Here is a 25,318-nt window from a genome sequence, read left to right on the forward strand (position 1 = left end):
GCGCGGGCCGCCTGCAACTAGCACATGAGCACATTAATCATTAGCACATTGGTTTTTAATCGGTGAACAAGTTGGTGTAGAGCACTTGCAGGCGCTGGCGCAGGTGCTGCACGGCGTAGTGCTTGCGCGAAATCAGGGTTTTGAGCGGCACGCCGGTTTCCTCGGCCAGCTCCTTGAAGCTCTTGCCCTCCAGCTCGTGCCACACGAAGACGTCGCGCTGGTTTTTGGGCAATTCGTCCAGGGCTTCGGCCAGGGCTTCCATCAGGGTTTCGCGGAGCAGGCGGTTTTCGGGGGCATCGTCGTCGGCGGGCAGCACGTCGGCTAGCAGCAGGGAGCCTTCCTCGTTGTCGTCGGCGTAGCGGAGCATTTCCTCTTCCAGCGACGCGGTTTTCTTTTTGCGGTAGAGGTCGGTGATGCGGTTGCGGGCCACGCGGAACAGCCAGGAGGCCACTTTTTCCACGGGTTTGAGCATCCGGTAGCTTTCGACCAGCTCCCCGAAGACATCCTGCAGGATATCTTCGGCGTCGGCCGGATCGGGCACGCGGCGGCGGATGAAAGCCAGCAGCCGGCCGCGCTGTTCCTGCACGGCCTCCTGAATCTGCCGGTCCTGTCCTCTCATCGTGCCTGCGGGTAAGGCGTTTAGTGCAAGTGCGTCCATTCTGAACAAGCAGACGCGGAGGGCAGAAAAATACTTTATCGGGCCGAGAATATTTTGCGGAATATATAGCGGGGCGAGGAATAACAAGAATGTCATTCCGAGCTTGCCGAGGAATCTCGCGTGCTGATGTTAGACTACTAATCCAACATCAGCACGCGAGATGTCTCGCCTTGCTCGACATGACCGGCGAATTAAATGTTTCTAATTCCTGCCTGGTAGCCCTTGCCGGCTTGCCGCAACGGCCGCAACTGTACTTTTCCCTGTGTATTTCCCGATTTAGCGGCTACCTTTGCCTGCTATTTCACCCCAACCAGCCCCTGGTTGGGCCTCTTTGCCTTGTCCGCTGACCCCACTGCATGGAACAGACCATCCCGGAAGTCATTCGCACCGTCCCGCTTGAGTATTATATATACTTCGCCACGGCGCTATTTGCCATCGGCGTAACGGGCGTGCTAACCCGGCGCAATGCCATTATCATCTTTATGTGCGTGGAGCTGATGCTCAACGCCGTAAACGTGCTGCTGACGGCCTTCTCGGCCTACCGCTCCGACCCCAACGGGCAAATCTTCGTGTTCTTCATCATGGCCGTGGCCGCCGCCGAAGTGTCGGTGGGCCTGGGCATTATCGTGATGATATACCGCAACTTCCAGAATACCGACGTCAATCTGCTTAACCGTCTTAAGTGGTGACCCCTCCCCCAACCCCTCCCCTCCGGGAGAGGGGCTTTAGTTCTAGTATAGAAGCTAGTTGCTAAAGCCCCTCTCCCAGGGGGGAGGGGTTGGGGAGGGGTTTCTGCATACTCCTATGCAAGAAACTGTTCTACCCGCGGCCAGCGCCCCTTACCCCACGCTGCTGTACGTCCTGATTCCGCTGCTGCCATTTCTGGGTTTTCTCATTAACGGGCTGCTGAACAAGAAGCTTTCGGGCACGGTGGCCGGCGCCATCGGCAGCCTCATGGTGCTGGGCTCGTTCCTGATTTCGGTGACGCTGTTCCTGAACTTTCAGTACCAGTACACGGTGACGCTCTTCGACTGGATTTCGGTCGGCTCGATGCAGATTCCCTTCACCTACCAGATCGACCAGCTCAGCCTGATCATGCTGCTGCTCGTGACGGGCGTGGGCTTCCTGATTCACGTTTACAGCATCGGCTACATGCACCACGACGAGAACGTGGGCAAGTTTTTCGCCTTCCTGAACCTGTTCGTGTTCAGCATGCTGGTGCTGGTGCTGGGGGCCAACTTCGTGATTCTGTTCATCGGCTGGGAAGGCGTAGGCCTCTGCTCCTACCTGCTCATCGGCTTCTGGAACAAGGAAACGCCCAACAACAACGCTGCCAAGAAGGCCTTCATCATCAACCGCGTCGGTGACCTGGGCTTCCTGCTCGGCATCTTCCTGATTTACCTCACCTTCGACTCGGTGCAGTACGCCGAGGTGTTCCAGAAAGCCTCGACCCTGCAAATCGGCACGGGCGTGGTGACGGCCATTACGCTGCTGCTCTTCGTGGGGGCGATGGGTAAGTCGGCCCAGCTGCCGCTCTACACCTGGCTACCCGACGCCATGGCCGGCCCCACCCCGGTTTCGGCCCTGATTCACGCCGCGACCATGGTTACGGCCGGTATCTACATGGTGCTGCGCTCGAACGTGCTCTTCACCCTGGCCCCCGACACGCTCCACGTGGTAGCCTGGATTGGCGGCCTCACGGCGCTGTTTGCCGCTACCATCGGTCTGGCCCAGAACGACATCAAGAAAGTACTGGCTTACTCCACGGTGTCCCAGCTGGGCTACATGTTTCTGGCCCTGGGCGTTATGGGCTACAGCACCTCGCTGTTTCACGTCCTGACCCACGCTTTCTTCAAGGCCCTGATGTTCCTGGGTGCGGGCTCCGTGATTCACGCCATGAGCAACGAGCAGGACATTCGCCGCATGGGCGGCCTGCGCAAGGCCCTGCCGATTACGTTTATCACCTTCCTCATCGGCTGCCTGGCCATTTCGGGCATTCCGCCGTTCTCGGGCTTCTTCTCCAAAGACGAAATCCTGGAGCACGTCTACCAGCACAACAAGATTCTCTGGGGCATCGGCATGGTCACGGCCTTCCTGACGGCCTTCTACATGTTCCGCCTGCTGTTCCTGACCTTCTTCGGCGAGTTCCGCGGCACTGAGGAGCAGAAGCACCACCTGCACGAGTCGCCGGCTTCGATGACGCTGCCGCTCGTTGTGCTGGCCATTCTGGCCGCCGTAGGAGGTTTCATGGGCGCCCCGATGTTCGTGGGCAAGCACTACCTGGCCGAGTATCTGGCCCCGCTGTTCACCTACTCGCAGCGCCTCAACCCCGAAGCCTTTGCCGGCGAGCTGGACCACGGCACCGAGCTGATGCTCATCGGCCTGTCGGTAGCGGCCGGCGTGCTGGGCATCCTGCTGGCCTACGTGCAGTACGTGAGCCGCCGGGTGCGCCCGGCCGAAGACGACGCCCAACGCTCGGCTCCGGAAAGCCTGGTGTACCACAAATATTACATCGACGAGCTGTATGACACCATCTTCGTGAAGCCGGTGATGGGCCTCTCAAAAGGCCTGTACCGCTTCGTGGAGCAAGGCATTATCGACCCCATCGTGAACGGCTTCGGCCGGGTTACGCTCGGCGGCGGGCAGCTCCTGCGCCACGTGCAAACCGGCTACGTGGGCCTCTACCTGATTCTGATGGTGGTGGGCATCGTGCTAATTCTGGCTTTGAACGTCTTCCAATTCTAACGCTTTCCTCTGGACGGCCGGCGTGGAAGATTTCCCCGGCTTCATCTGCATCTGAATAAAGTATGCTGACTGCCTTTTTACTTTTCTTCCCCGTAGCGGCGGCGCTTCTGCTGCACTTTGCCAAGGGCAATGCGGCGCGGGTGCTGGCCCTGGGGGCCGCCCTTCTGGAATTTGCCGTGGCGGTGTTTGCCGCCGTGTCGGCCACGCTGAACATGGCGCCCGGCAACAGCGAGGCCGCCTATTCCACGTTTTCCATCAATCTGCCCTGGATAGCCTCGGCCGGCATCAACTTCCACATCGGCATGGATGGGCTGAGCCTGCTGCTGGTGCTGCTGACCACCTTTTTGGTGCCGCTCATCATCCTGGCTTCCTTCCGCCACGACTACCCCAACGCCTCGGCCTTCTACGCCCTGATTCTGTTCATGCAGACCGGCCTGATCGGGGTGTTCGTGTCCCTGGATGCCTTCCTATTCTACTTCTTCTGGGAAGTGGCCCTGATTCCGATTTACTTCCTGGCCGGCGTCTGGGGCTCGGAGCGCCGCATTGCCGTCACCTTCAAGTTTTTCCTGTACACCATCATTGGCTCGCTCTTCATGTTGGCCGCCTTCGTGTACCTCTACTTCCAGACCGGCGCCAACGGCGCGGTTCGGTCGTCCGACATTGCCGCTTTCTACAGCCTGAGCCTTACGGCTTCGCAGCAGGCCTGGGTGTTCTGGCTGATCTTCATTGCCTTCGCCGTGAAGATGCCGATTTTCCCCTTCCACACCTGGCAGCCCGACACCTACACCGAAAGCCCCGTGCCCGCCACCATGCTGCTCTCGGGCATCATGCTGAAGATGGGCATCTACGGCACGCTGCGCTGGCTGCTGCCGGTGGTGCCGCTGGGCACCAGCCAGTGGGGTAAGCTGGTGATGATTCTGGCCGTTATCGGTATCATTTATGGCGCTATCATCGCCATCCGCCAGCGCGACATGAAGCGGCTCATTGCCTATTCGTCGTTGTCGCACGTGGGGCTGATGGCCGCCGGCGTGTTCTCCCTCACCTTCATGGGCCTGCAAGGCGCCGTGATTCAGATGCTGGCCCACGGCGTAAACGTCGTCGGCATGTTCTTTATCGGCGACGTTATCCAGCGCCGCACCGGTACCCGCCAGATTTCGGAGCTGGGCGGCCTGACCAAGCACACGCCGCTTTTGTCGGTCTGCTTCCTGGTGCTACTGCTGGGCACGGTGGCCCTGCCGCTCACCAACGGTTTCGTGGGCGAGTTCCTGCTGCTGGCCGGCGTGTACCAGTACAACATGTGGCTGGGCGCCGTGGCCGGCGTGACCATCATCCTGGCCGCCGTGTATTTGCTGCGCATGTTCCAGCGCGTGATGCTGGGCCCCGAAACGTCCTTTACCTCCACCATTCAGGACCTGACCGGCAGCGAATTGGCCGTGCTGGTGCCCCTGATTGTGCTCGTGTTCTGGATTGGCCTGTTCCCCAATACCTTCCTGCGCATCTCGGAGCCTGCCGTACTGCAGATTCTTACGCTGGTTAACCGCTAAGCCCTGATTCCGACGACATGACCTCCATCATTCTGCTCTCCGTTCTCGGCATCGTTAACCTGTTCTTCGGGTTCCTGAAGTCCAACAAAATCCTGCTGCCGGCGGCCATGGTCATCCTGGCCCTGGTGTTCGGCGCCAACCTGCTCGATTGGAACGCGGCTTCCGAGTCGTACTTCAACAACATGCTGACCATCGACCGGTACTCGGTGGCCTTCACCGGCATCGTGGTCCTGACGACGCTGCTACTGATTCCCTTCTCGGAGAAATACGTGCGCGACGGGCAGGAAAACCTGGCCGAATACTACTCGCTGCTGCTCTTTGCCTTGGTTGGCGCCATCATGATGGTGAGCTACAACAACCTGCTGATGCTGTTCGTGGGCATTGAAATCCTGAGCGTGGCCATGTACGTGGTAGCCGGTTCCGACAAGCGCAACGTGCGCTCCAACGAGGCGGCCCTGAAGTACTTCCTGATGGGCTCGTTTGCCACCGGCATCCTGCTCTTCGGCATTGCCCTGGTGTACGGCGCCACCGGCACGTTCGAGCTGGCCCAGATCAACGCCGGCATCGTGAATCCGGCCAATGCCTCGCTGCAGCCCATGCTCTACATCGGCATGCTGCTGATGTTTATCGGTATCAGCTTCAAAGTATCGGCCGCGCCCTTCCACTACTGGACGCCCGACGTGTACGAAGGCACGCCCACGTTCTTCACAGCCTTTATGAGCACCGTGGTGAAAACGGCCGGTTTTGCCGCCTTCTTCAAGCTGCTGCTGGCGGCCTTCTTCGCCGCCCAGGGCTTCTGGGTGCCCACCATCATGGCCATCACCGTCCTGACGCTGCTCATCGGCAACGTCGGCGCCGTGGCGCAGTCCAGCATCAAGCGGATGCTGGCCTACTCCAGCATTTCGCACGCGGGCTACCTGTTTATCGGCCTGGTGGCCGTGAACGGCAAGCTTTCGGCCAACGCTATTTTCTTCTATTCCCTGGCTTACTCCATTGCCACGGTAGCAGCCTTTGCCGTGCTCAAGCTGGTGTCGGATCAGCGGCAGCGCGAAGACTACGCCAGCTTCAACGGCCTGGCCAAAACTAACCCGCTGCTGGCCTTCGTGATGACCGTGGCCATGCTGTCGTTGGCGGGTATTCCGCTCACCGGCGGCTTCTTCGGAAAGTTCTTCACCTTCGGCGCGGCCATCGACCGGGGCTACATCTGGCTGGTGGTGTTTGCCGTGGTAATGTCGATGGTGAGCATTTACTACTACTTGCGTCCCATCATTGCCATGTACATGCAGCCCGCCGACGATGAAACCGCCGAGCCCATCGTAGTGGGTGGTTTCCAATCGGCCGTGCTGGTGCTGCTGGCGTTGATTACGGTAGTGCTGGGCGTGCTGCCCGGTCTGCTCAGCGAAGTATTCTAGGCAGCCCGGCCTTTACGGACCCGGTACAGATAAGGAAAAAGAGCGGCCCCGACGGAGCCGCTCTTTTTTGTTGGTATGCCGGCCGAGCCGTTACTTTTTCGTCACCCGGATACTGATGCGCCGGTTCAGGGCGCGGCCCACGGGCGTGTCGTTGTTGGCAATGCCGTGCTTGCCGCCGTAGCCCTTGGCCTCCAGCCGACTCACGGCAATGCCCATTCCCACCAGTTCCGACATGGCCGCGTTGGCGCGCTCCTCACTGAGTTTGAGGTTGGCCATCCAGTTGCCGGTCGTGTCGGTGTAGCCCCCGATCTTGACGTGGGCCAGCGGGAAGCTTTTCAGGATGCTGGCCACGTTGCGCAGCTGCTGCTTCGACTCATCGGTCAGCGTGGCTTTTTTGGTGTCGAAATACACCCGGTCGAAGTTGATCCAGCCTTTCGTCCGGTTCACTGGGTCTACCTGCAGGGCCGGGTCGGCCAGGAAAGTATAGAGCCGGTTTTCGGTGGAGTTCACCCCGACCGTTTGGGTGCTGCCGTCCAGCATCGTCAGCGTGATGGCGCGGCCGGGGTCGTAGATGTAGGTATCCAGGGCCGCGTCGTAATGGCCCGCCCCGTTTTCCGAGGCGTCTGCTTCGGGTAGGTTATTGGTCGAGGGAGCAGCCAGAGCCCGGGTACTGTCCGCCGTTTCATTGGTCTTGGTCTGAAACTGGCCCCGCATGAAGAAGTACTCGGCCAGCGCCCCCAGTACGACCAGCGCCAGCACCCAGGGCCAACGGCTGGTGCCGGTACTCGTGACAATGGGCTCCGGTGCGGGGGCAGCCGCTACGGGGGCGCTGTAGGTGTGCCCGCCGCCCACGGCGGCCCAGGCGCCGGGGCCCGGGGCGGCGGGTTCGGCAGAAGCCAGTGCCGGCACCGGCGCGCCAACGGGCACTGCCGGCTCGGTCAGCAACGATGCGGCGCTGCTGCCCGGCATCATGGCTTCCAGCACCTGAGCACGCTGACTTTTCAGGAAATTGAACAGCCCGTCCGGGTCTAAGTCGTGCAGGGCGGCGTAGCTGGCCAGCCGGTGCAGCACGGCCTGGGCCACGATGGCCAGCAGGGTTTCTACCGAAGATGGCTTAACGGCCGTGGCGTTGCTGATGCGGGCTACGGTGGCCCCGTAGGCCTCGCCCAGCAAGGCGCGCATCAGGTCGGAGCGGCGCTGCAGGGTGTCGGCCGTGAGCAGGTTGGGCAGCACGCCCGATTCGGCGGCTTCGTGGGTCAGGGTCCAGAGGGTTTCCGGACCACCCGGCCGCTCGGCGCGACCGATGAAACTACTGAGAACAAGCGGGGTAATTTTGCCTAAAGCCTTCCGAACCCCCTCCTCACTCTCGCCTACCACTACGCTGGTCTGGCTTACGGTATTGCCCGTAAAGTACGTTTCGACTTCTTCCAGTAGGTTCTGTTGCATCACTGTAGAGGTTTGACGTGTACGATAGTTAATAGTACTAATTTTTATTTAAATACTACCAGACACGGTTCCATCGTAATGCTCTGCCAGACAACCCATTACTCGCGTTAAACAGCATACACGCAAAAGTCAGCGTCATTTCCGAAGAGAAACGACGCTGACTTTTGCGCAGAGCTGAACCAGAATTTTATACGCGCTTCACGATAAAGCTCGCCCCATTATTAGCGCTTCCCTCACCAAAACAATCGGGCAGCCATGCCGGCCGCAGGCAACCTAAACAGGCCGCATAACAGTCGCACCAGACCAAGGTGTGTGCGTTACCTGAACCAGGGGCCACAAATCCTTTTGCCCATAGAAATGCAGCAGCACGCGGGCCGTCGTTTCCACGTCTTTCTGGCAATAGGTAACAATGCGGCCCAAGTCCTGATCCTGCCAGTACACGTCGCCTACGTGCGAGCCATCAATATCATTTTTGGGGGAAGGAATGCCGAATAAGCCCGCCAGCAGAGCCAATGAAATGAAACCCTTGTTGTCACCAAACTTCCACATATCCATCGTGTCCAGCAGGTGGGGCAAATCCCAGGGCTTATAGGTGGCGATGTTGAGCATGGGCGGCAGCGGAATACCGCAGATAATCATCCGCCGGCCCAAATACGCGTAGTCAAACTCGCGGCCATTATGGGCGCAGAGGAAGTAGCCCTTATCCTTTTGCGTGGTCGAGCCCGGCAGCTTCGACCCATACGGGGCACGCTCGCCCAACAGGTTGGCGAAGCCCCGCAGCACTGCGCACTCGTCGTCATCGGCAAACGACTTCACCCGAAACTCCAGGGTTTCATCGGGCAGCATCCGAAAGTAGCCGACGGAGATGCAGACAATCTTGCCAAACTCCGCGTACAGGCCCGCATTGGCGAACAGCGTGTCGGTAGTATGGCCTTCGGCTACCTCTTTGTGGTGGCGTTTAAGGCAGAATTTGTCCCACAGCGCCTGGTGTTCGGGCTCTAAGTCGGCGTGACATTTCTGACCGGGCACGGTTTCAATATCAACGATAAAAACGCGGGTTAAATCGACGTGGCGCAAAGCATTCATAAGCAATAACGAAAGGAATCCAAACCGAAGATAGACCTTTCGAATGCATCCACACGCCGCTTATCGTCAGAATTAGCAGAAAAACGGCGGTCTGGCTCCGGGCCAACGCTACGCCGCCCGGGTTCCGGCGGTGTGTGAACCGGAACTCGGGCGGCGGATGTCGGGGGTAGGAGCGCGCGGAGGAAGCGCCACCAGCTGGCCTCAGGCCAGCGCCGGACGGCCCGTAAGCCAGAGACCCAGCAGAACAATCAGCACTTGGCGACGTGGTTTAGGCATGGCAACCGACAGTTTAGGCACCCTATCCAGTGGCCCCGCTTGCCTTCCGCCGCAGCAGATTTGTCGGGGTCATTGGTCGGGTTGAAGATGCGGTTTTCCGGCGCCCGAGTCAATCACATGAATATGTGAGCCGGGGCCGGGCAGCTCAGGTCAGGCCCTGGCGCAGGGCTTTCGAGACGGCCTCGGTCATGGAGCGCACGTGGAGCTTTTCGTAGATTTTCTTGATGTGGGAGCGCACCGTGTCGATGCTGATGCCGCGGTCGGCGGCTATCATCTTGTAGCTGTAGCCTTCCACCAGCAAGCCCAGAATTTCCTGCTCGCGGGCGCTGAGGTTGGCCGGCGACTCCTCGGCCGGGGCCACCGGCGGCTTGGAGCGCGGAAACAGGCGCAGCACCTGCCGGGCAATGGCGGGCGTCATCGGGGCCCCGCCCAGCCGCACCTCCCCGATGGCGTCGAGCAGCTTCACGGGGGGCGTTTTCTTGAGCAGGTAGCCGTCGGCGCCGGCGCAGATGGCCTCAAACACCCGGTCGTTATCCTCGAATACGGTGAGCATCACCACGTTGACCTGGGGCGCGGCTTTCTTGATGCGCTTCAGGCCCTCGATGCCGTTGATGCCGGGCATGTCGATGTCCATCAGAATCACGTCGGGCGTGAGCCGGGCCACGTCGGCCGTGGCTTGGGTGCAGTTGCCCAGCGCCCCCACCAGCTCCAGGCCCTGGGAGCCGGCGAGCAGCTGGCTCAGGCTGGCCCGCAGGTCAGAGTTGTCTTCGTAAATCAGAACGCGGGTGGGAGTTTCCATGGCGTAGTACTAGGTGTGTTTTGCGACCGTGAAGATACGGCGCCCACCACCACAGTAGCGCCTACATGATAATGTGAGCCGGGTTTTGAACGCATCGGTAGCGGCCGGCGCCTGCTTCTGCCTCAGGACCTTAGCGGCACGTTCAGGCGCAGCACCGTGCCCTTGCCCGGGGCCGTCCGGATTTCCAGCACGCCCTTCATGGCCGCGGCCCGGCTGCGCATGTTGGTCAGGCCATTGCCGCCGCCCTGGGCCGGGGCGGCGGGGTCGAACCCGATGCCGTCGTCTTCCACGGTCAGCACCAGCCGGTGGTGCTCGTAGACCAGGGCAATAGCGGCCTGCTGGCACTGCGCGTACTTGGCCAGGTTGTTTACGGCTTCCTTGAAGAGCAGGAAAAACTCGCGGCGGGCCCGCATGTTCAGGCGCAGGCCCGCTACCGACTGGTCGACGCGGAACGTGAAATCAATGCCGCGGGCTTCGAGCACGTCGGAGGCGAAGCTGCGCATGCGGGCCACCACGTCTTCCATCGAGTCGTGGGCTGGGTTGATGGTCCAGACGATGTCGTCCATGGCGTCGAGCATGCGGCGGGAGCTGTCCCCGATCTGGTCGAGCAGGGCGGTGGCCTGCTCGGTGCGCTGGTTGTGCTGGTGGGTGCGGGCAATCTGGCTCAGGATGGAAATGCTGCTGAGCGTGGAGCCCATGTCGTCGTGCAGGTCGCGGGCAATGTTGTGGCGCACCCGCTCGAGGGCCAGCAGCTGGCGCACCCGCAGGCGGTAGGCCAGAAACAAGAGGCCAAACAGCACCCAGCTAATCAGCACCCGAAACCACCAGGTGCTGTACCAGTGGGGCTTTACCACGATGGTCAGGGCCGTACCGGTCGGGTTCCAGATACCGTCGTTGTTGGTGGCCCGCACCCGGAAGGTGTAGGTGCCCGGGTCGAGGTTGGTGTAGGTAGCTTCGCGCTTGGTGCCGGCCTGCACCCAGTCGGGGTCGAAGTTTTCGAGCATGTAGGCGTAGCGGTTCTTCTCGGGCAAGCGGAAGTTGAGGGCGGCAAACTCCAAGGAGAAGAAATAGTCGCTCGGGGCCAGCTCGATGCGGCGGCGCACGGTGATGCTGGTGTCCAGCTCGACGGGCTGGTTGAACTTGCGGAACCCGGTCAGGACCACCGGCGGGGGCACCGCGTTGGTGCGCACGGCGGCGGGCACGAAGCTCACCAGGCCCTGCACGCCCCCGAAGTAGAGCCGCCCGCCCCGCCCCCGGTAGTAACCGCCGGCGTTGAACTCGTCGAACGGCAGCCCGTCGCGGGTGTCGAAGGTGTAGAACTGGCTGTTGGTCGGCGTAAAGCGGGCCAGGCCCTTGTTGGTCGAGAGCCAGAGGTTGCGGGCCGCATCTTCCAGAATGCCGTACACCACGTCGTTGGGCAGGCCCTGGGGCTCCCGGAAGGTAGTAAACCACCCGCGCGCCGCATCGTCGACGCGGCACAGGCCGCCCCCTTCCGTGCCCACCCACAGGCGGCCGGTATGATCTTCCAAGATGGAGCGCACGAAGTTGCTGCTCAGGCTGCGCGGGTTGTGGTCGTCGGCGCGAAAGGCCACGAACTGCCGGGTAACGGGGTTGTAGCGGCACAGGCCGCCCCCGCCGGTGCCTACCCACACCAGGCCGGTGCGGTCCTGGTGCACTACCCGCACGAAGTTATTGCTCAGGCTGTGCGGGTCCTGGGGGTCGTGGCGGAAGGCCGTGAAGTCGTTGGTAGCGGGATTGTACCGGTTCAGGCCGCCTTCGGTGCCCACCCAGAGCCGGCCCTTGGGGTCCTGGTACACGGTGCGCACGAAGTCCTCGCTCAGGCTGCCCGGCACGGCCGGGTCGTGGCGGTAGTGCACGAAGCGGGTGGCGCCGGGCTCCAGGCAGTCGAGCCCCTGGCTCTGGGTGCCGACCCAGAGCCGGCCGCGCGTGTCGATGCACACGGCCCGGATAAAATCCTCGCTCAGGCTGCCGGGGTCCCGGGGGTCGTGGCGGAACGTGCGGCGCTGGCCGGTGGTGGCGTCGTAGCAGATCAGGCCCGTGCTTTCGGTGCCCACCCACACGCGCCCGGCGCCATCTTCGCCCACGGCCCACACGGGGCCTTTGGGCTCGGGGTAAGCGGCAAAGGCGCTGGGCCGGCCCTCGAAGCTGCTAATGCCGGCCTCGGTACCGGTCCAGAGCAGACCCGAGCGGTCCTGAAACACGGACAGCACCACGTTGTCGGGCAGGGAATGCGGGGCGTTAGGTTGGTGCTGGTAGGTGCGAAACGAGTCGGTGGCGGGCTGGTAGTGCACCAGCCCCTTGTTGGTACCCACCCACAACTCGTGCTGGCGGTCCAGAAACAGGGCCCGGATGGCCTCGCCCGGCCCATCGGGGCGCCGGCCGATGGCCCGGGCCGGGCCCGTAGCGGGCAAATACCAGAGCCCGTCGGTTTCGGTACCAATCCAGAGGCCACCCCGGGCGTCGGGCTGCAGGCACGTTACGGCACTGGCGGCGGCCCAGCGCGGGTCGGGCTGCAGATGGCCGGTGCGCCGGTTCAGAAAGCTGATCCGGCCTTCCCCGGTGCCCACCCACAGCGTGCCGTTGGGCGTTTGGGTAATGGCCCGCACCGAATTGCGCCGCAGGTTTTCCTCGGTGGCCACGGCGTGCACGAAGCGCTGAAAATGCTTTTTGGCGGGCACGAAGCGGTGCAGCCCGCCCTCGGTGCCGGCCCACACCTGGCCCTGCGGGTCGCAGAACACCACCCGCACGAAGTTGTCGGCCAGGCCGTTCACGTCGTTCTGCTCGTACTCGAAGGCCTGAAACCGCCCGGTCACGGGGTTGTAGCGGCACAGGCCGCCCCCGCCGGTGCCCACCCACAGGCGGCCCTGCTGGTCTTCGGCCAACGACAAGATAAAGTTGCTGCTCAGGCTACCGGCCCGCTGGGGGTCGTTGCGAAACACCCGAAACTCGACGCCGTCGTAGCGGCTCAGGCCATCCTGGGTGCCAAACCAGAGGAAGCCCTGCCGGTCCTGCACGATGCTGTACACGCTGTTTTCCGACAGGCCCTGCGCCGCGGTGAGGGTGCGAAACGTCAGGGCGGGGCTCGGTTGGGCGGGGGCGGCCACCGCCAGGCCCAGGAGGAGCACCCCGAGCAGTGCCATTCGCCACCATGCCGCATAAAAATAGGTCATACGCAAGCCGCTTATCCCCGAGCCAGTGCCCGACTAGTTCGGGCTGCAACCTAGGGATTTCCGGCCGTTTGCCCAATTCCCGGCCAGTCCCGGCCGGGCCGGGGAGAATGCCGGTTTCAATTCCGGGGTTTCGGTAACTTGGCCGGCCTGTTTTGCCGCCGCCGCAAGGCAGCTTATCATCTATCCTCAGGATATGTCTGAACTGCTACCCCACCCCAGCTCCGCCGAAACCGGGCAGCTGAACGTCCAGCACTTAAAGCGCTTCTGGGCGCTAACCCAGGCCAAGCGGCGGGGCCAGCCGGTGGCCCTGACCGAGCAGGACTGGCGCTACGACAACCTGCTGCTCAACGGGCTGGGCCTGCCGCTGGAAGAAACCATCCAGTACCTGCACGGCACCGCCCCGACCTTCGACGAGTTTGAGCAATGGGTGATGGCCAAAAATTACGGCCAGCTTGCCCCCCAGCAGGTCGAGCGGCTCAACAGCATCTTCTCCGGCCAGCCCTACGGCCCGGCCTTGCGGGCCCACCTGCGCGAAATCGAAGCTTACCCCGACGTGCTGAGCGCGGAGGACCTGCGCTTCTGGCAGCAGCACGGCTACGTCGTCGTGCGCGGGGCCATTCCCCGGGCGCAGGCCATGGCCACCGAGCAGGCCGTGTGGGGAGCCCTGGGCATGCAGCCCGACAACCCGGCTTCCTGGTATACCCTGCCCATCGGCAAGGGCATTATGATGGATTTCTACCACCACCCGACGCTGGCGGCCAACCGGCGGGTGCTGCGGATTCAGAAAGCCTTTGCCCAGCTCTGGCAAACGCCGGATTTGTGGACCACCACCGACCGGACCAGCTTCAATCCGCCCGAAACGCCGGGGTTTCCGTTTCAGGGCCCGCGCCTGCACTGGGACGTGAGTTTGCAGCAGCCTTTCCACTTTGGCACCCAGGGCCTGCTCTACCTCTGCGACACGCCCGCCGAGCAAGGGGCATTCTGCTGCGTGCCCGGCTTTCACCGTACGCTGGAAAGCTGGCTGGCCGAGCTGCCCGCCGGCACCGACCCGCGCCGCGTGAACCTCGACGCGCAGGCCGTGCCCATTGCCGCCCAGGCCGGCGACTTCGTCATCTGGCACCACTTGCTGCCCCACGGCAGCAGCCCCAACCGCGGCACGTATCCGCGCATCGTGCAGTATTTGAACATGTACCCGGTGGAGTTTCGGGAGAATATGGCGTGGGTGTAAACCAGAAGCGGCCCCTGAGGAATCAGGGGCCACTTCTGTACTGTATGTGGAAAACTACTGAACTTATCCTATCCAATACGAATAAGGCCATTGCTGCCAGGCATCCGTCAGGCCAGCGCGCACCGGGTTTTCCAGCGTGTAGACAATGATATGTTGCATTTCTGGGACATTGCGCACAACATGGTCGTAGCTCTCCCGATGCCAAAACTGCCCCGTCCGATTCAGGTGTTTATTAGCTCTCCGGGCCGTGTAAGCTTTTATAGACTGTAAAGCCCGCAGCATAGGCACTCCAGCCTCTGCTATTGTCGCTACCAGATGTACATGGTTGGGCATGACGCAATAGCAAATAAGTGAGTAAGCCCGACCGTTGAAGAAGTGCAGCGCCTTAGCAACTAGCTGGCCAATAGCGGCTTCCCGCAGCCACATTGGACCACTGGCAGTATGATCAAGTAAGGCATCGAACTTACCGAAATACCGCTTTTGTCGCACGTAAGAGGCTTCTTCGTTTGGCTCTTGGTGCTGGTATTCTTCGCGTAGCTGTTCCAGAACACCATCCGGCAAGGAATCAGCCAGCCGAAACGTAACAAAGACCGTTTCGCCTGGCGGCAACAGGTGCGGCAGATTGCGACGATAATCATGAGGATTCATGATTCAATATAACGCAGCATTGCTTGTAACGCGAAGTTCCACTTCGCGAGGCGTCCGCGCCGTTCGCACGACCATCGTTCAACGCCTCGCGAAGTGGAACTTCGCGTTACAATGCTCCTACCTCTACTTCTTCTCCACCGCCGTAGCAATGCTCAGCTCCTTGAGCTGCGCGCCGGAAATGGGCGAAGGCGAGTCAATCATCACGTCGCGGCCGGAGTTGTTTTTGGGGAAGGCAATGAAGTCCCGGATGGAGTCGGCGCCGCCGAAGAGGCTGCAGAGCCGGTCGAAGCCGAAGGCAATGCCGCCGTGGGGCGGGGCGCCGTACTCGAAGGCGTCGAGCAGGAAGCCGAACTGGGCCTTGGCCTCTTCGTCCGAGAAGCCGAGCAGGCTGAACATGCGCGCCTGCACGGCCCGGTCGTGGATGCGGATGGAGCCGCCGCCCACTTCCACGCCGTTAATCACCATATCGTAGGCATTGGCCCGCACCTCGCCGATGGTGTCGGGCGAGTCGAGCAGGGCCACGTCTTCGGGCTTGGGCGAAGTGAAGGGGTGGTGCATGGCGAAGTAGCGGCCTTCCTCCTCGATGTACTCCAGCAGCGGAAAATCCACGACCCACAGGGGCGAGAAGGTGTCTTTGTCGCGCAGACCCATGCGCTGGCCCATTTCCAGGCGCAGCTCGCTCAGGGCCTTGCGGGTTTTGTTCGGCTCCCCGGCCAAAATCAGCAGCAGGTCGCCGGGCTGGGCATTGAAAGCCGCTTTCCACTTCTGCAGCTCGTCCTGGGCGTAGAACTTGTCGACTGACGACTTCACGCTGCCGTCGGCTTCCACGCGGGCGTACACCAGGCCGGTGGCGCCCACCTGGGGCCGCTTCACAAACTCGGTCAGCTCGTCGAGCTGCTTGCGGGTGTACATGGCCGAGTTATGGGCGTTGATGCCGACCACCAAACCGGCCGCGTCGAACACGGGGAAGCCCTGGCCTTTGACCACGTCGTTGAGCTCCACGAACTTCATTTCGAAGCGGGTGTCGGGCTTGTCGTTGCCATAGTAGCGCATGGCGTCGGCGTAGGTCATGCGGGGCAGCTCCCCGATTTCCAGGCCTTTCACTTCCTTAAACAGGTACTGCACCAGCTTTTCGAACGTGTTCAGGATGTCTTCCTGGGTCACGAACGACATTTCGCAGTCGATCTGGGTGAACTCCGGCTGGCGGTCGGCGCGCAGGTCTTCGTCGCGGAAGCACTTCACGATCTGGAAGTACCGGTCGAAGCCCGACACCATCAGGAGCTGCTTAAACGTCTGGGGCGACTGGGGCAGGGCGTAAAACTCGCCGGGGTTCATGCGCGAGGGCACCACGAAGTCGCGGGCGCCTTCGGGCGTGCTCTTGATCAGCACCGGGGTTTCCACTTCGATAAACTGCTGGCCGTCGAGGAAGCGGCGGGTGGCCTGGGCCACGCGGTGGCGCAATTCGAGGTTGCGGCGCACCGGGTTGCGGCGCAGGTCGAGGTAGCGGTACTTCATCCGCAGGTCGTCGCCGCCGTCGGTTTCGTCCTCAATCAGGAAGGGCGGCAGCTTGGCCGCGTTGAGCACTTCCAGTTTTTCGACCCGGATTTCGATGCCGCCGGTGGGCATCTTGTCGTTTTTGGAGTGGCGCTCGGCCACTTTGCCCGTCACGCTGAGCACAAACTCGCGGCCCAGCTCCCGGGCCTGGGCGCGCACTTCCTCGGTTTCCACGCCTTCTTCCAGGGCCAGCTGCGTGAGGCCGTACCGGTCGCGCAGGTCAATCCAGAGGATGCCGCCTTTGTCGCGGGTGCGCTGCACCCAGCCGGTCAGGGTTACGGTTTGGCCAATATGGTCGGGGCGAAGTTCGCCGCAAGTGTGCGTACGGAGCATAGTCGAAGGGTATTCTAAATGAAAGAAGCGGGCCGCTCGGCGCAAAGATAGGATTCATGGCCGCGTGCGCCACATTCCGAAATCTAATCTGTCGGCTGCGGCCGGCCGGCAACCCGCAGCTTTGCTACCTTCGCAGCTGCAAGGGCCGCCCGGCCCGGGGCCGCAATTTTGGCCCGGAATCTGCAATGCGCCTTCCCGACACTGCTTTCTTCCCTCCTTCTCTCTATGAAACGTACCGTTCTCTTCGCCGCTGCCGCCCTGCTGGCCTTATCTACCGCCCAGGCCCAGACGTCGTCGCCGACCAAGATTAAAACCAAGTCGAAATCAGAAACCGGCGCTTCAGTTAAAACCAAAACGGAAACCGACGCCGAGCCCGTAACCCTGAACGGCCCCATCAAGCGGGTAGAAACCCTGTCGGGCATCGACGTATTCCCGGCCTCGGGCGGGCAAACCATCATGCTCAGCTTCACCCAGCAGTTTACCAAGCCCGGCACGCTGGTGATGACCGACTACAAGAACAAGCCGATTTATTCGACCGAGCTGGACCCCACCAACAACACCGGCGCCCCCGTAGATCTGGGCCGCATCCCGGCCGGCACTTACCTGGTCGAAGCCAAAACCGGCAACTACGTGTACTGGAAGAAGGTGCGCATCAAGTATCCTTCGGCCCCGGTATCGACCAAGAAGCGTCGGTAGACTTCCCTGACCGGCATTCTTCGCCTCCGGAATCGTTCTGGTTCCGGGGGCGTTTTACTTTTGCCGCGGGCCGGAACGGGCGGGCGCGGCGCGCATTTCCCATTCCCCGGCTACCTTGCTGCTGACTTATGAAAACTTTCCCCTTTTCCGGGCGCCTCGCGTCCCTGCTGCTGGCGCTGGTGCTGCTGACCGCGTTTGCCGGCCCCAAGCTAACCAAAACCACGGTCGGCAAAAACATTACCATCGGGGTGCCGCAAGGCTTCTCGGCCCTGCCCGACGACGGCATTGCGGCCAAGTACCCGGCTCCGCGCAAGCCCCTGGCCGTGTTCACCAACCCCAGCGGCCGCGTCGACCTGAGCGTGGCCCAGAAGCCCACTACTTTCACCGACCGGGACTACGGCCTGCTGCTGAAGATCTACAAGTCCAGCATTCAGAATATGTACTCGAAAGTCGAGTTTCTGAGCGAAGACATCCGCACCATCAACAAGCGCGACTTTATTGCCCTGGAGTTCGTCTCGTCGGTGGCCGACAACAAGCGCGGCAGCAACCTCTCCCCCATTCGGCGCTACCAGTTCGTGCAATACGCCATTCAGGGCGACCAGCTGCTGGTTTTCACCTTCAACTGCCCCGCCGAGGAGCAGCCCCAGTGGCGCCCCACCGCCCAGGCCCTGATGCAGACGATTACGATAAAGTAATGTGCTAATGGTTAATGTGCTCAGGTGCTAATGTGAGAAATGAGTTGTTCTGTCATGGCGAGCAGAGCGAAGCCATCCGTCCTCTGCGCGGAGCATTCTAAACTGAAAAGCCCTTTTCCGTTAGCTACGGGAAAGGGCTTTCTGGTAAAAGACCGTGACTACCTTCACGGCGGACGGATGGCTTCGACTACGCCTCCCAATGACACATTCAGGCACATTTTCCACCTTCGGCCCACATTCCTCATCAGCACATTTAACCGCCTTAGCACTTGAGCACATTAACCCTGTATTCCGACGAGCAGTACATGCGGGAGGCGCTGAAGCAGGCGCGCTACGCCCTGCAGGAGGAGGAAATTCCGATTGGGGCGGTGGTCGTGATGGACAAGCAGATCATTGCCCGGGCCTACAACCAGACCGAGAAGCTGCGCGACGTGACAGCCCACGCCGAAATGCTGGCCCTCACGGCGGCGGCCAACTACGTGGGCAACAAGTACCTGGCCGACTGCACGCTCTACGTCACGGTGGAGCCCTGCGTGATGTGCGCCGGGGCCTCGTTCTGGGCCCAGGTGAAGCGCGTGGTGTACGGCGCGCCCGAGGAGAAACGCGGCTTCCGGCGGCACGGCAACCTTTTGCACCCCCGCACCGAGTTGGTGGCAGGCATCCTGGGCGACGAAGCCGCGGAGCTGATGCGGGAGTTTTTCGCGCAACGCCGTAAATAATCTACTTTTGGCCGCCACCGGTGCGGGGCGGGTATAACCATATCTGCCTTATCGGAGTTATTACCTGGCCTCTTCCACCATTCATTCACCCTCCTTACACCCTACTTTTATGGCTTTCGAACTGCCCCAGCTTCCCTACGCCTACGACGCGCTAGAGCCCTATATCGACGCGCAAACGATGGAGATTCACCACGGCAAGCACCATCAGGCCTACGTTACCAACCTCAACAACGCCATTGCCGGCACCGATATGGAAGGCAAGACGCTGGAAGAGCTGATGCACAACATCGCCTCGGCCCCGGCGGCCGTGCGCAACAACGGCGGCGGCCACTGGAACCACTCCCTGTTCTGGACCATTCTGGGCCCGAACGGCGGCGGTGAGCCCACCGGTGCCGTCGGCGAAGCCATTACTAAGGCTTTCAGCTCGTACGAGAAGTTCAAGGAAGAATTCACCAAGGCCGCTACCACGCGCTTCGGCTCGGGCTGGGCGTGGCTGTGCAAGCAGGCCGACGGCTCGGTGCAGATCTGCTCGACGCCCAACCAGGACAACCCGCTGATGCCCGACACCGGCTGCAAAGGCACCCCGGTGCTGGGCCTCGACGTGTGGGAGCACGCCTACTACCTCAAGTACCAGAACCGCCGCCCCGACTACATTGCGGCCTTCTACAACGCCATCAACTGGGACGAGGTAAACCGTCGTTTCAGCGAAGCTGGCTAGGTGTAGCTAGTCTGCGAACCAGCAAAAAGCCCGCTCCAGATCCTGGGGCGGGCTTTTTCTGTGTTATTGCCAAAAGGTTTTCACGCCGAATCCGGGGGCTTGAGGTAGCGTTGCAGGGCCTGCACGTAGGCTTCGAAGGCGGCCACGCCCTGGGGCGTAATGGCGCAGCGGGTGAGCGGGTAGCTGCCGCTGAACTCCTTGGTCATGGTCAGGTAGCCGGCCTCTTTCAGCTTGCCGATCTGCACGCTCAGGTTGCCGGCCGTGGCCCCGGTTTTTTCCTTCAGAAACGTAAACTCGGCCTCGCGCACGCTCAGCAAGAGCGACATGACCGCCAGCCGCAGCTGGGAGTGCAGCAGCGGGTCGAGTTCCTCAAACGGCGCGGCCACGGCGGTGCTGATTTTTGAGCAGGTGCCCAGGTACTACATACGCCACCAGTACGGCCGCCGCAATCAGCAGCAACTGCGTATCGAACCCGACCCGAAAGGCTACGGCCGCCAGCAGCCAGCAGGCGGCGCCGCCGTATACCAGGGGCCGGAACCGCAGGGCGCCGCCCGTGGCAAACGTGCTGAGACCGTAGAGGCCAATGATAAGCGGGTAGGCGATTTTCCAGCCCGACACGATACCCACCCCAACCAGCATCAGCATCAGCACCCCGAAGCCCGACCACAAGTACACCATAAAGTCGCCCTGGGCCGTGCGCACCCGCTCGCGACGCTTCCGGCGCACCCCATGCACGAAGGCCACGACCGAGCCCAGGCCCATCAGGATGGGCCAGGCCAGCCAGGGCTTGCCGTAGCCAGCCTGCAACAGGCCGTAGTGGGCCAGGGCCGCTCCCAGCACCAGCCAGCCCCAGAGCAGCAGGTCAAACGAATTGTCGCTCAGGTCCTGCTTGGCCGCCTGAATCATCTCGTGAATCAGGTGCAGGCTTTCCGGACCGGTCAGCGGTTTGTCAGTGGGTTCCATAAAAGTTGGGCGAGAAAGGCGAACGTAATATTACAGGGAAGATGGGGAGAGCAGCTCGAAAAACGGGTTACAGCGAATTTCCTGGGGTTGACAGGGTGCGGACACGCAGGGCCGGCTCGGGCCGGCCGGCCGCAACTCGGGCCCAGCCGGCGGTTGGGGTTGCCGCTTTCCCTCGAGCAGCCAGCCCAGCGCCAACGGCAGACTCAGCCCCCCCGCCACTCCGAGGGCCAGCACGGGCAGGGGCACCGGCAGCAGGAGTCCCAGCAGGCCCAGCACTGCCCCCGCTAGCCCGATGGCGAGAGAAAGGCGGCGGGCCGCACGAATGGGGCGGGGCAACTCGGCAGCAGAAGCAACGGGTAGCATGGCAGCAAGGTAATAGCAGGGAGGTAAGGCCGGAGCAAGGCTTAGCGGCGGGCCGCTGCCCGCAGCACGGCCCCGGGTACCAGCAAAGCCGCCGCCACGCTGGCCAGCAGCAGAATCATCTGGTCGGCCGGGGCCTGAAAGCGCAGGGCCAGCGCCCCGCCGACCCAGGCGGCCGCGCCCCCGAAAATCAGGGTGCGCAGCTGCAGGATGCCGCCGGCTACAAACGTGCGGGTACCCAGGGCAAACAGCATCAGCGGCAGCACCGTGGCCCAGCCCAGCTGCGGCACCAAGGCCGGCAGCACGGCCAGCACCACCCACGTAGCCAACCGCAGCAACCGCACGGCCTCGCCCTGCCCCGAGCGCACCGACTGGCTCCAGCCCCGGTAGAAATGGAAGCCAAAAGCCGTGAGGCCCGCGCCGGCTATGGCCACCGAAAACGGCAGACCATGCAGCGTGGGAACTACGGCCTGCACCAGAGCCGCCCCGCCCACGGCCGTACCCCACAGCAAGTAGTCGGCGGCATTGGTGGTTAGTTCCTGCGGGGTGGCAGCCAGGGGCTGAGCAGCGGAAGAGAGTTGGGCGGCGGCGGAAGCATGGGCGGTTGACATGGCAGTAAGGTTTTGGGGTTGTGGATGAGTGTTTGAACGATGCAAACATAAACTAGTTTACATTATAAACCATACTACGCCACAAACTTTTTTTTTCCAGAGTGACGCCCTAATGCTCCGCAAATAGTTGTTTTTCAACCGGGATGCCTGCTGCACTAGCCGGCCGCAACCAGTGCGGCGGCCTGGTAGCGCGGCGCCGGCTACGGCCACGGCCGGTTTAGCTGCCGCCTTTCCGCCGGAGGGCCCGACGTTGCCGCTTCCGTAGCCGGGGAGGAAATCTTGTATATTTAGGAGCAAAAATTCCTTCCCTCCCCTTTTTCATTGAATTGCATGAGTACGAAGTTGCGTCTCACTATCCTGAGCTTCTTACAGTTTTTTATCTGGGGCTCGTGGCTGATAACCATTGGCGCGTACTGGTTCCAGACCAAGCAGTGGTCGGGGGCCCAGTTTGGGGCCATTTTCTCGACCATGGGCATTGCGTCGATTTTTATGCCCTCCCTGATGGGTATCGTGGCCGATAAGTGGGTCAATGCCGAAAAGCTGTACGGGGGCCTGCACATCCTGGGCGGCATCGTGCTCTGCGCCGTGCCGCTGGTCACCGACCCCGGCACCATGTTCTGGGTGATGCTGCTGAACATGATTTTCTACATGCCCACGCTGGCCCTTTCCATTGCCGTATCCTACTCGGTGCTGAAAAAAGAAGGCTTCGACGTGGTAAAGGCCTACCCACCCATCCGGGTGTGGGGCACCATCGGCTTCATCGTGGCCATGTGGACGGTGAGCCTGCTGGGCTTCGAGAAATCGGCCAGCCAGTTCTACGTGGCGGCCGGCGCGGCCATTCTGCTGGGCTTGTATTCCTTCACGCTGCCCGCCTGCCCGCCCCAGTCTACCAACACCTCCAGCCAAAGCCTGATGGAAGTATTGGGCCTGAAGTCGTTTGCCATTCTGCGCGACCCGAAGATGCTGACCTTCTTCCTGTTTGCCCTCTTGCTGGGCGCGGCCCTGCAGCTGACCAACGCCTACGGCGACACCTTCCTGCACGATTTCGATAAGAACCCGCTGTACCAGGACACCCTGACGGTGAAGTATCCGGCCATCATCATGTCGCTTTCCCAGATTTCGGAGACGCTGTTTATTCTGGCTATTCCCTTCTTCCTGCGCCGCTTCGGCATCAAGCAGGTAATGTTTTTCAGCATGATAGCCTGGGTGCTGCGCTTTGGCCTGTTCGCCTACGGCAACCCCGGCGGGGGCCTCTGGATGATTATCCTGTCCTGCATCGTCTACGGCATGGCCTTCGACTTCTTCAACATCTCCGGCTCGCTGTTCGTCGAAACCCAGACGGCGCCCTCCATCCGGGCCAGCGCTCAGGGTCTGTTCATGATGATGACCAACGGCTTCGGGGCCGTACTGGGCAGCTCCGTCAGCGGCATCGTCATCGAGCAGTACTTCACGGCCGCCGATGGCGTCACCAAGGACTGGCACAGCATCTGGCTGGCCTTTGCCCTCTACGCGCTGGTTATTGCGGTGCTGTTCGTGCTCATCTTCAAGCACAAGCACGACCCGCACGCCGTGCAGGAGCCGCACACCGAGCCCCTGCTGACGGTGGAAAATGCCTAGCCCCCGCGGCTGCATCGGCCGGAAAGGCACAAAGTCAGTATATAATCAGTTTAAAACTGGTATATGAAAAAACCCGCTCGGCAGGCTGCCGAGCGGGTTTTTTAGCGTTAATCAGGCTTGGCCGCTTAGAACTGCTCGTCGGCCGAGAAGTAGAAGTCGCCTTCGATCTGAGCGTTTTCGTCCGAGTCCGAGCCGTGTACGGCGTTGGCTTCGATGCTCTTGGCGTATTTCTTCCGGATGGTGCCTTCGGCGGCCTGGGCGGGGTTGGTGGCGCCAATCAGGGTGCGGAAATCAGCCACGGCGTTGTCCTTCTCCAGGATGGCGGCTACGATGGGGCCCGACGACATGTACTTCACCAGGTCGCCGTAGAAGGGGCGCTCCTTGTGCACGGCGTAGAATTCGCCGGCGCGTTCGGCGCTCAGCTGGACTTTTTTCAGGGATACGATGCGGAAGCCACCCTCTTCGATCATCTGCAGGATGCCACCAATGTGGTTGTCCTGCACCGCGTCGGGCTTAATCATCGTGAACGTGCGGTTAGTTGCCATTCGGGAGATTTTTATGAAGTTGTGAAAGTTGAAAGCAAGGAAATGCCGAGCTAGCCGCCGGGCAGATAACGGCCGCAAAAGTAGCCGAATCTTCCCAGTTCAGTACAATACTCCGCAAATTACAGCCGCCGCCGAAGCCCCCCGGGCCAGTTGGTTCCGACTTTTCTTTCGGTCTCGCTGGTCTCTTTCACCGGAACCGAATGAGGCTTAAACGCCCGCCAACGCTCTTTTATCGGGCTCGGCCGCTACGACTTATCCCCCATTAGGTTGCCTCGTTCGGGCCTCAACGAACCCAAAGCCCGGCAAGCTTTGTTAGGGCCTCGGCGATTATCTGCGGAATATTTCCGACTTTTGCCGCCTTGCTTCCGGCCTAAACCGCCGAATTTCAGCCACCTATCAGTAGGCAATGTCCACTATCAGCGACCTGAAGGAGCTGCTCGCGCAGCCCCGGCAGATTTTCATCACCACGCACCACAAGCCCGATGCCGACGCGCTGGGCTCTTCCCTGGGTCTGGCGGGCTACCTCCGCAAAAAGGGACACCACGTCACCGTCGTCACGCCTTCCGACTACCCGAGCTTCCTGGCCTGGATGCCGGGCAACGACGAGGTAATCGTGTACGACGCCCGGCAGAACGACGCGCAGGTCCGCGAGATTATCGGCACGGCCGAAGTCATTTTCTGCCTCGACTTCAGCTGCCTGGGCCGCATCAACGAGATGGGCGAGTACATCCGCACCGCGCCCGGCACCAAGGTGCTGATCGACCATCACCTGGAGCCCGAGCAGTTTGCCGACCTCGACTTCTCGAACCCTAAGGCCGCCGCGACGGCCGAGCTGGTGTTCGAGGTAATCCGGGACCTGGGCGACCAGGACATGATTGACGTGGGCATCGGCGAGAGCCTCTACGCCGGTATTATGACCGACACGGGCTCGTTTCGCCACCCCAGCACCTCGCGCAACGTGCACCTCATTATTGCCGAGCTGCTCAACGCCGGCATCGACCTCTCGTCGGTACACCGCCGCATCTACGACTCGCACTCCGAAATGCGCCTGCGCTTCCTGGGCTTCGTGCTCAAGGATAAGCTGGTGGTGCTGCGCGAGTACAACACGGCCTACATTGCCATTACCCAGGACGAGCTGCGCCAGTACCAGTCCAAAACCGGGGATACCGAGGGCCTGGTCAACTTCGCGCTCAGCATCGAGGGCGTCGTGTTTGCCGCCGTGCTCATCGACCGGGGCCAGGCCGTGAAGATTTCCTTCCGCTCCGTCGGCGACTTCTCCGTGAACGAGTTTGCCCGCAAGAATTTCAACGGCGGCGGCCATCATAATGCGGCCGGTGGCATCAGCTACGAGGCCCTGGAGCCCACGGTGCAGCGTTTTCTCTCGCTGCTGCCCCAGTATCAGACCCAGCTTGTGACGGCCCCCTTGGCGGTTGCGCCCCCTTCGGTGTAACTTGCCCCACATTCAATTTTTCCA

Annotated in this window: 23 protein-coding genes; 11 read left to right on the top strand and 12 right to left on the bottom strand. The window is 61.6% G+C overall.

Going from position 1 to position 25,318, the window contains the following annotated elements; all coding sequences use genetic code 11:
* Nucleotides 1-55 precede the first annotated feature (55 nt).
* A complete protein-coding gene (locus E5K00_RS12525; RefSeq protein WP_135463555.1) occupies nt 56-619 on the bottom strand; it encodes an RNA polymerase sigma factor in 564 nt (187 codons plus the stop codon).
* A gap of 395 nt (nt 620-1,014) precedes the next feature.
* Between E5K00_RS12525 and nuoK the strand changes: the two genes are divergently transcribed.
* From nuoK to E5K00_RS12545, 4 genes are all read left to right on the top strand, one after another.
* On the top strand, nt 1,015-1,347 hold the full coding sequence (nuoK, locus tag E5K00_RS12530; protein ID WP_100339108.1) for an NADH-quinone oxidoreductase subunit NuoK: 333 nt from the start codon (nt 1,015-1,017) through the stop codon (nt 1,345-1,347).
* Between the two features lie 115 nt (nt 1,348-1,462).
* On the top strand, nt 1,463-3,403 hold the full coding sequence (gene nuoL, locus E5K00_RS12535; protein ID WP_135463556.1) for an NADH-quinone oxidoreductase subunit L: 1,941 nt from the start codon (nt 1,463-1,465) through the stop codon (nt 3,401-3,403).
* Nucleotides 3,404-3,465: 62 nt separating this feature from the next.
* Nucleotides 3,466-4,947: a complex I subunit 4 family protein gene (locus E5K00_RS12540; RefSeq protein ID WP_135463557.1), complete on the top strand. Its 1,482-nt coding sequence runs from the start codon at nt 3,466-3,468 to the stop codon at nt 4,945-4,947.
* A 17-nt stretch (nt 4,948-4,964) separates the two neighbouring features.
* Nucleotides 4,965-6,359 carry an NADH-quinone oxidoreductase subunit N gene (locus E5K00_RS12545; protein ID WP_135463558.1) on the top strand — a complete coding sequence of 465 codons (1,395 nt, stop codon included), beginning with the start codon at nt 4,965-4,967 and terminating at the stop codon, nt 6,357-6,359.
* Nucleotides 6,360-6,449: 90 nt separating this feature from the next.
* Here E5K00_RS12545 and E5K00_RS12550 read toward each other — a convergent pair whose 3' ends face one another.
* The 4 genes from E5K00_RS12550 to E5K00_RS12565 all read right to left on the bottom strand — a co-directional run bounded on the left by E5K00_RS12550 (nt 6,450) and on the right by E5K00_RS12565 (nt 13,127).
* Nucleotides 6,450-7,805 (bottom strand): OmpA family protein, encoded by a 1,356-nt coding sequence (locus tag E5K00_RS12550; protein WP_135463559.1) that lies wholly within the window; start codon nt 7,803-7,805, stop codon nt 6,450-6,452.
* A 273-nt stretch (nt 7,806-8,078) separates the two neighbouring features.
* Nucleotides 8,079-8,891 (bottom strand): 3'-5' exonuclease family protein, encoded by an 813-nt coding sequence (locus E5K00_RS12555; RefSeq protein ID WP_135463560.1) that lies wholly within the window; start codon nt 8,889-8,891, stop codon nt 8,079-8,081.
* Between the two features lie 421 nt (nt 8,892-9,312).
* A complete protein-coding gene (locus E5K00_RS12560; RefSeq protein WP_135463561.1) occupies nt 9,313-9,966 on the bottom strand; it encodes a response regulator in 654 nt (217 codons plus the stop codon).
* Nucleotides 9,967-10,088: 122 nt separating this feature from the next.
* Complete coding sequence (locus E5K00_RS12565) at nt 10,089-13,127, bottom strand: sensor histidine kinase (RefSeq protein WP_167856854.1); 3,039 nt, start codon at nt 13,125-13,127, stop codon at nt 10,089-10,091.
* Nucleotides 13,128-13,350: 223 nt separating this feature from the next.
* On the opposite strand from E5K00_RS12565, the gene E5K00_RS12570 reads away from it, so the two are divergent.
* Entirely contained in the window at nt 13,351-14,385 is a 1,035-nt protein-coding gene (locus E5K00_RS12570) for a phytanoyl-CoA dioxygenase family protein (RefSeq protein ID WP_135463563.1), read from the top strand.
* A gap of 63 nt (nt 14,386-14,448) precedes the next feature.
* Here the strand turns inward: E5K00_RS12570 and E5K00_RS12575 are convergent, their stop codons facing one another.
* The gene (locus tag E5K00_RS12575; RefSeq protein ID WP_135463564.1) at nt 14,449-15,033 is read right to left on the bottom strand and encodes a transposase; all 585 of its coding nucleotides are present in this window, start codon (nt 15,031-15,033) and stop codon (nt 14,449-14,451) included.
* Between the two features lie 123 nt (nt 15,034-15,156).
* Nucleotides 15,157-16,920, bottom strand: a complete 1,764-nt coding sequence (gene aspS / locus E5K00_RS12580) for an aspartate--tRNA ligase (RefSeq protein WP_135463565.1) — start codon at nt 16,918-16,920, stop codon at nt 15,157-15,159.
* A 225-nt stretch (nt 16,921-17,145) separates the two neighbouring features.
* Between aspS and E5K00_RS12585 the strand changes: the two genes are divergently transcribed.
* The 4 genes from E5K00_RS12585 to E5K00_RS12600 all read left to right on the top strand — a co-directional run bounded on the left by E5K00_RS12585 (nt 17,146) and on the right by E5K00_RS12600 (nt 19,748).
* The gene (locus E5K00_RS12585) at nt 17,146-17,616 is read left to right on the top strand and encodes a hypothetical protein (RefSeq protein ID WP_135463566.1); all 471 of its coding nucleotides are present in this window, start codon (nt 17,146-17,148) and stop codon (nt 17,614-17,616) included.
* 128 nt (nt 17,617-17,744) lie between these two features.
* The gene (locus E5K00_RS12590; RefSeq protein ID WP_135463567.1) at nt 17,745-18,311 is read left to right on the top strand and encodes a hypothetical protein; all 567 of its coding nucleotides are present in this window, start codon (nt 17,745-17,747) and stop codon (nt 18,309-18,311) included.
* Nucleotides 18,312-18,580: 269 nt separating this feature from the next.
* On the top strand, nt 18,581-19,030 hold the full coding sequence (locus E5K00_RS12595) for a nucleoside deaminase (RefSeq protein ID WP_262710083.1): 450 nt from the start codon (nt 18,581-18,583) through the stop codon (nt 19,028-19,030).
* Nucleotides 19,031-19,139: 109 nt separating this feature from the next.
* Nucleotides 19,140-19,748, top strand: a complete 609-nt coding sequence (locus E5K00_RS12600; protein WP_135463568.1) for a superoxide dismutase — start codon at nt 19,140-19,142, stop codon at nt 19,746-19,748.
* Between the two features lie 80 nt (nt 19,749-19,828).
* Here E5K00_RS12600 and E5K00_RS12605 read toward each other — a convergent pair whose 3' ends face one another.
* From E5K00_RS12605 to E5K00_RS12620, 4 genes are read right to left on the bottom strand one after another with little or no spacing between them, the layout of a single operon-like run.
* A complete protein-coding gene (locus E5K00_RS12605; protein WP_245328271.1) occupies nt 19,829-20,134 on the bottom strand; it encodes a winged helix-turn-helix domain-containing protein in 306 nt (101 codons plus the stop codon).
* Nucleotides 20,118-20,711, bottom strand: coding sequence for a hypothetical protein (locus E5K00_RS12610; protein ID WP_135463569.1), 594 nt, complete (start codon nt 20,709-20,711; stop codon nt 20,118-20,120). Before E5K00_RS12610 ends, E5K00_RS12605 begins: the two co-directional genes overlap by 17 nt.
* 30 nt (nt 20,712-20,741) lie before the next feature.
* Entirely contained in the window at nt 20,742-21,074 is a 333-nt protein-coding gene (locus tag E5K00_RS12615; RefSeq protein ID WP_135463570.1) for a hypothetical protein, read from the bottom strand.
* Between the two features lie 41 nt (nt 21,075-21,115).
* Nucleotides 21,116-21,682, bottom strand: a complete 567-nt coding sequence (locus E5K00_RS12620; RefSeq protein ID WP_135463571.1) for a hypothetical protein — start codon at nt 21,680-21,682, stop codon at nt 21,116-21,118.
* A 330-nt stretch (nt 21,683-22,012) separates the two neighbouring features.
* On the opposite strand from E5K00_RS12620, the gene E5K00_RS12625 reads away from it, so the two are divergent.
* On the top strand, nt 22,013-23,299 hold the full coding sequence (locus tag E5K00_RS12625; protein WP_135463572.1) for a nucleoside permease: 1,287 nt from the start codon (nt 22,013-22,015) through the stop codon (nt 23,297-23,299).
* Nucleotides 23,300-23,424: 125 nt separating this feature from the next.
* On the opposite strand, the gene E5K00_RS12630 is transcribed toward E5K00_RS12625, so the two are convergent.
* On the bottom strand, nt 23,425-23,844 hold the full coding sequence (locus E5K00_RS12630) for a nucleoside-diphosphate kinase (RefSeq protein WP_135463573.1): 420 nt from the start codon (nt 23,842-23,844) through the stop codon (nt 23,425-23,427).
* A gap of 406 nt (nt 23,845-24,250) precedes the next feature.
* Here E5K00_RS12630 and E5K00_RS12635 point away from each other — a divergent pair, with 406 nt between their 5' ends.
* Nucleotides 24,251-25,294, top strand: coding sequence for a DHH family phosphoesterase (locus tag E5K00_RS12635; RefSeq protein ID WP_135463574.1), 1,044 nt, complete (start codon nt 24,251-24,253; stop codon nt 25,292-25,294).
* The last annotated feature ends 24 nt before the right edge of the window (nt 25,295-25,318 follow it).

The organism is Hymenobacter aquaticus (assembly GCF_004765605.1).
GTDB lineage: Bacteria > Bacteroidota > Bacteroidia > Cytophagales > Hymenobacteraceae > Hymenobacter > Hymenobacter aquaticus.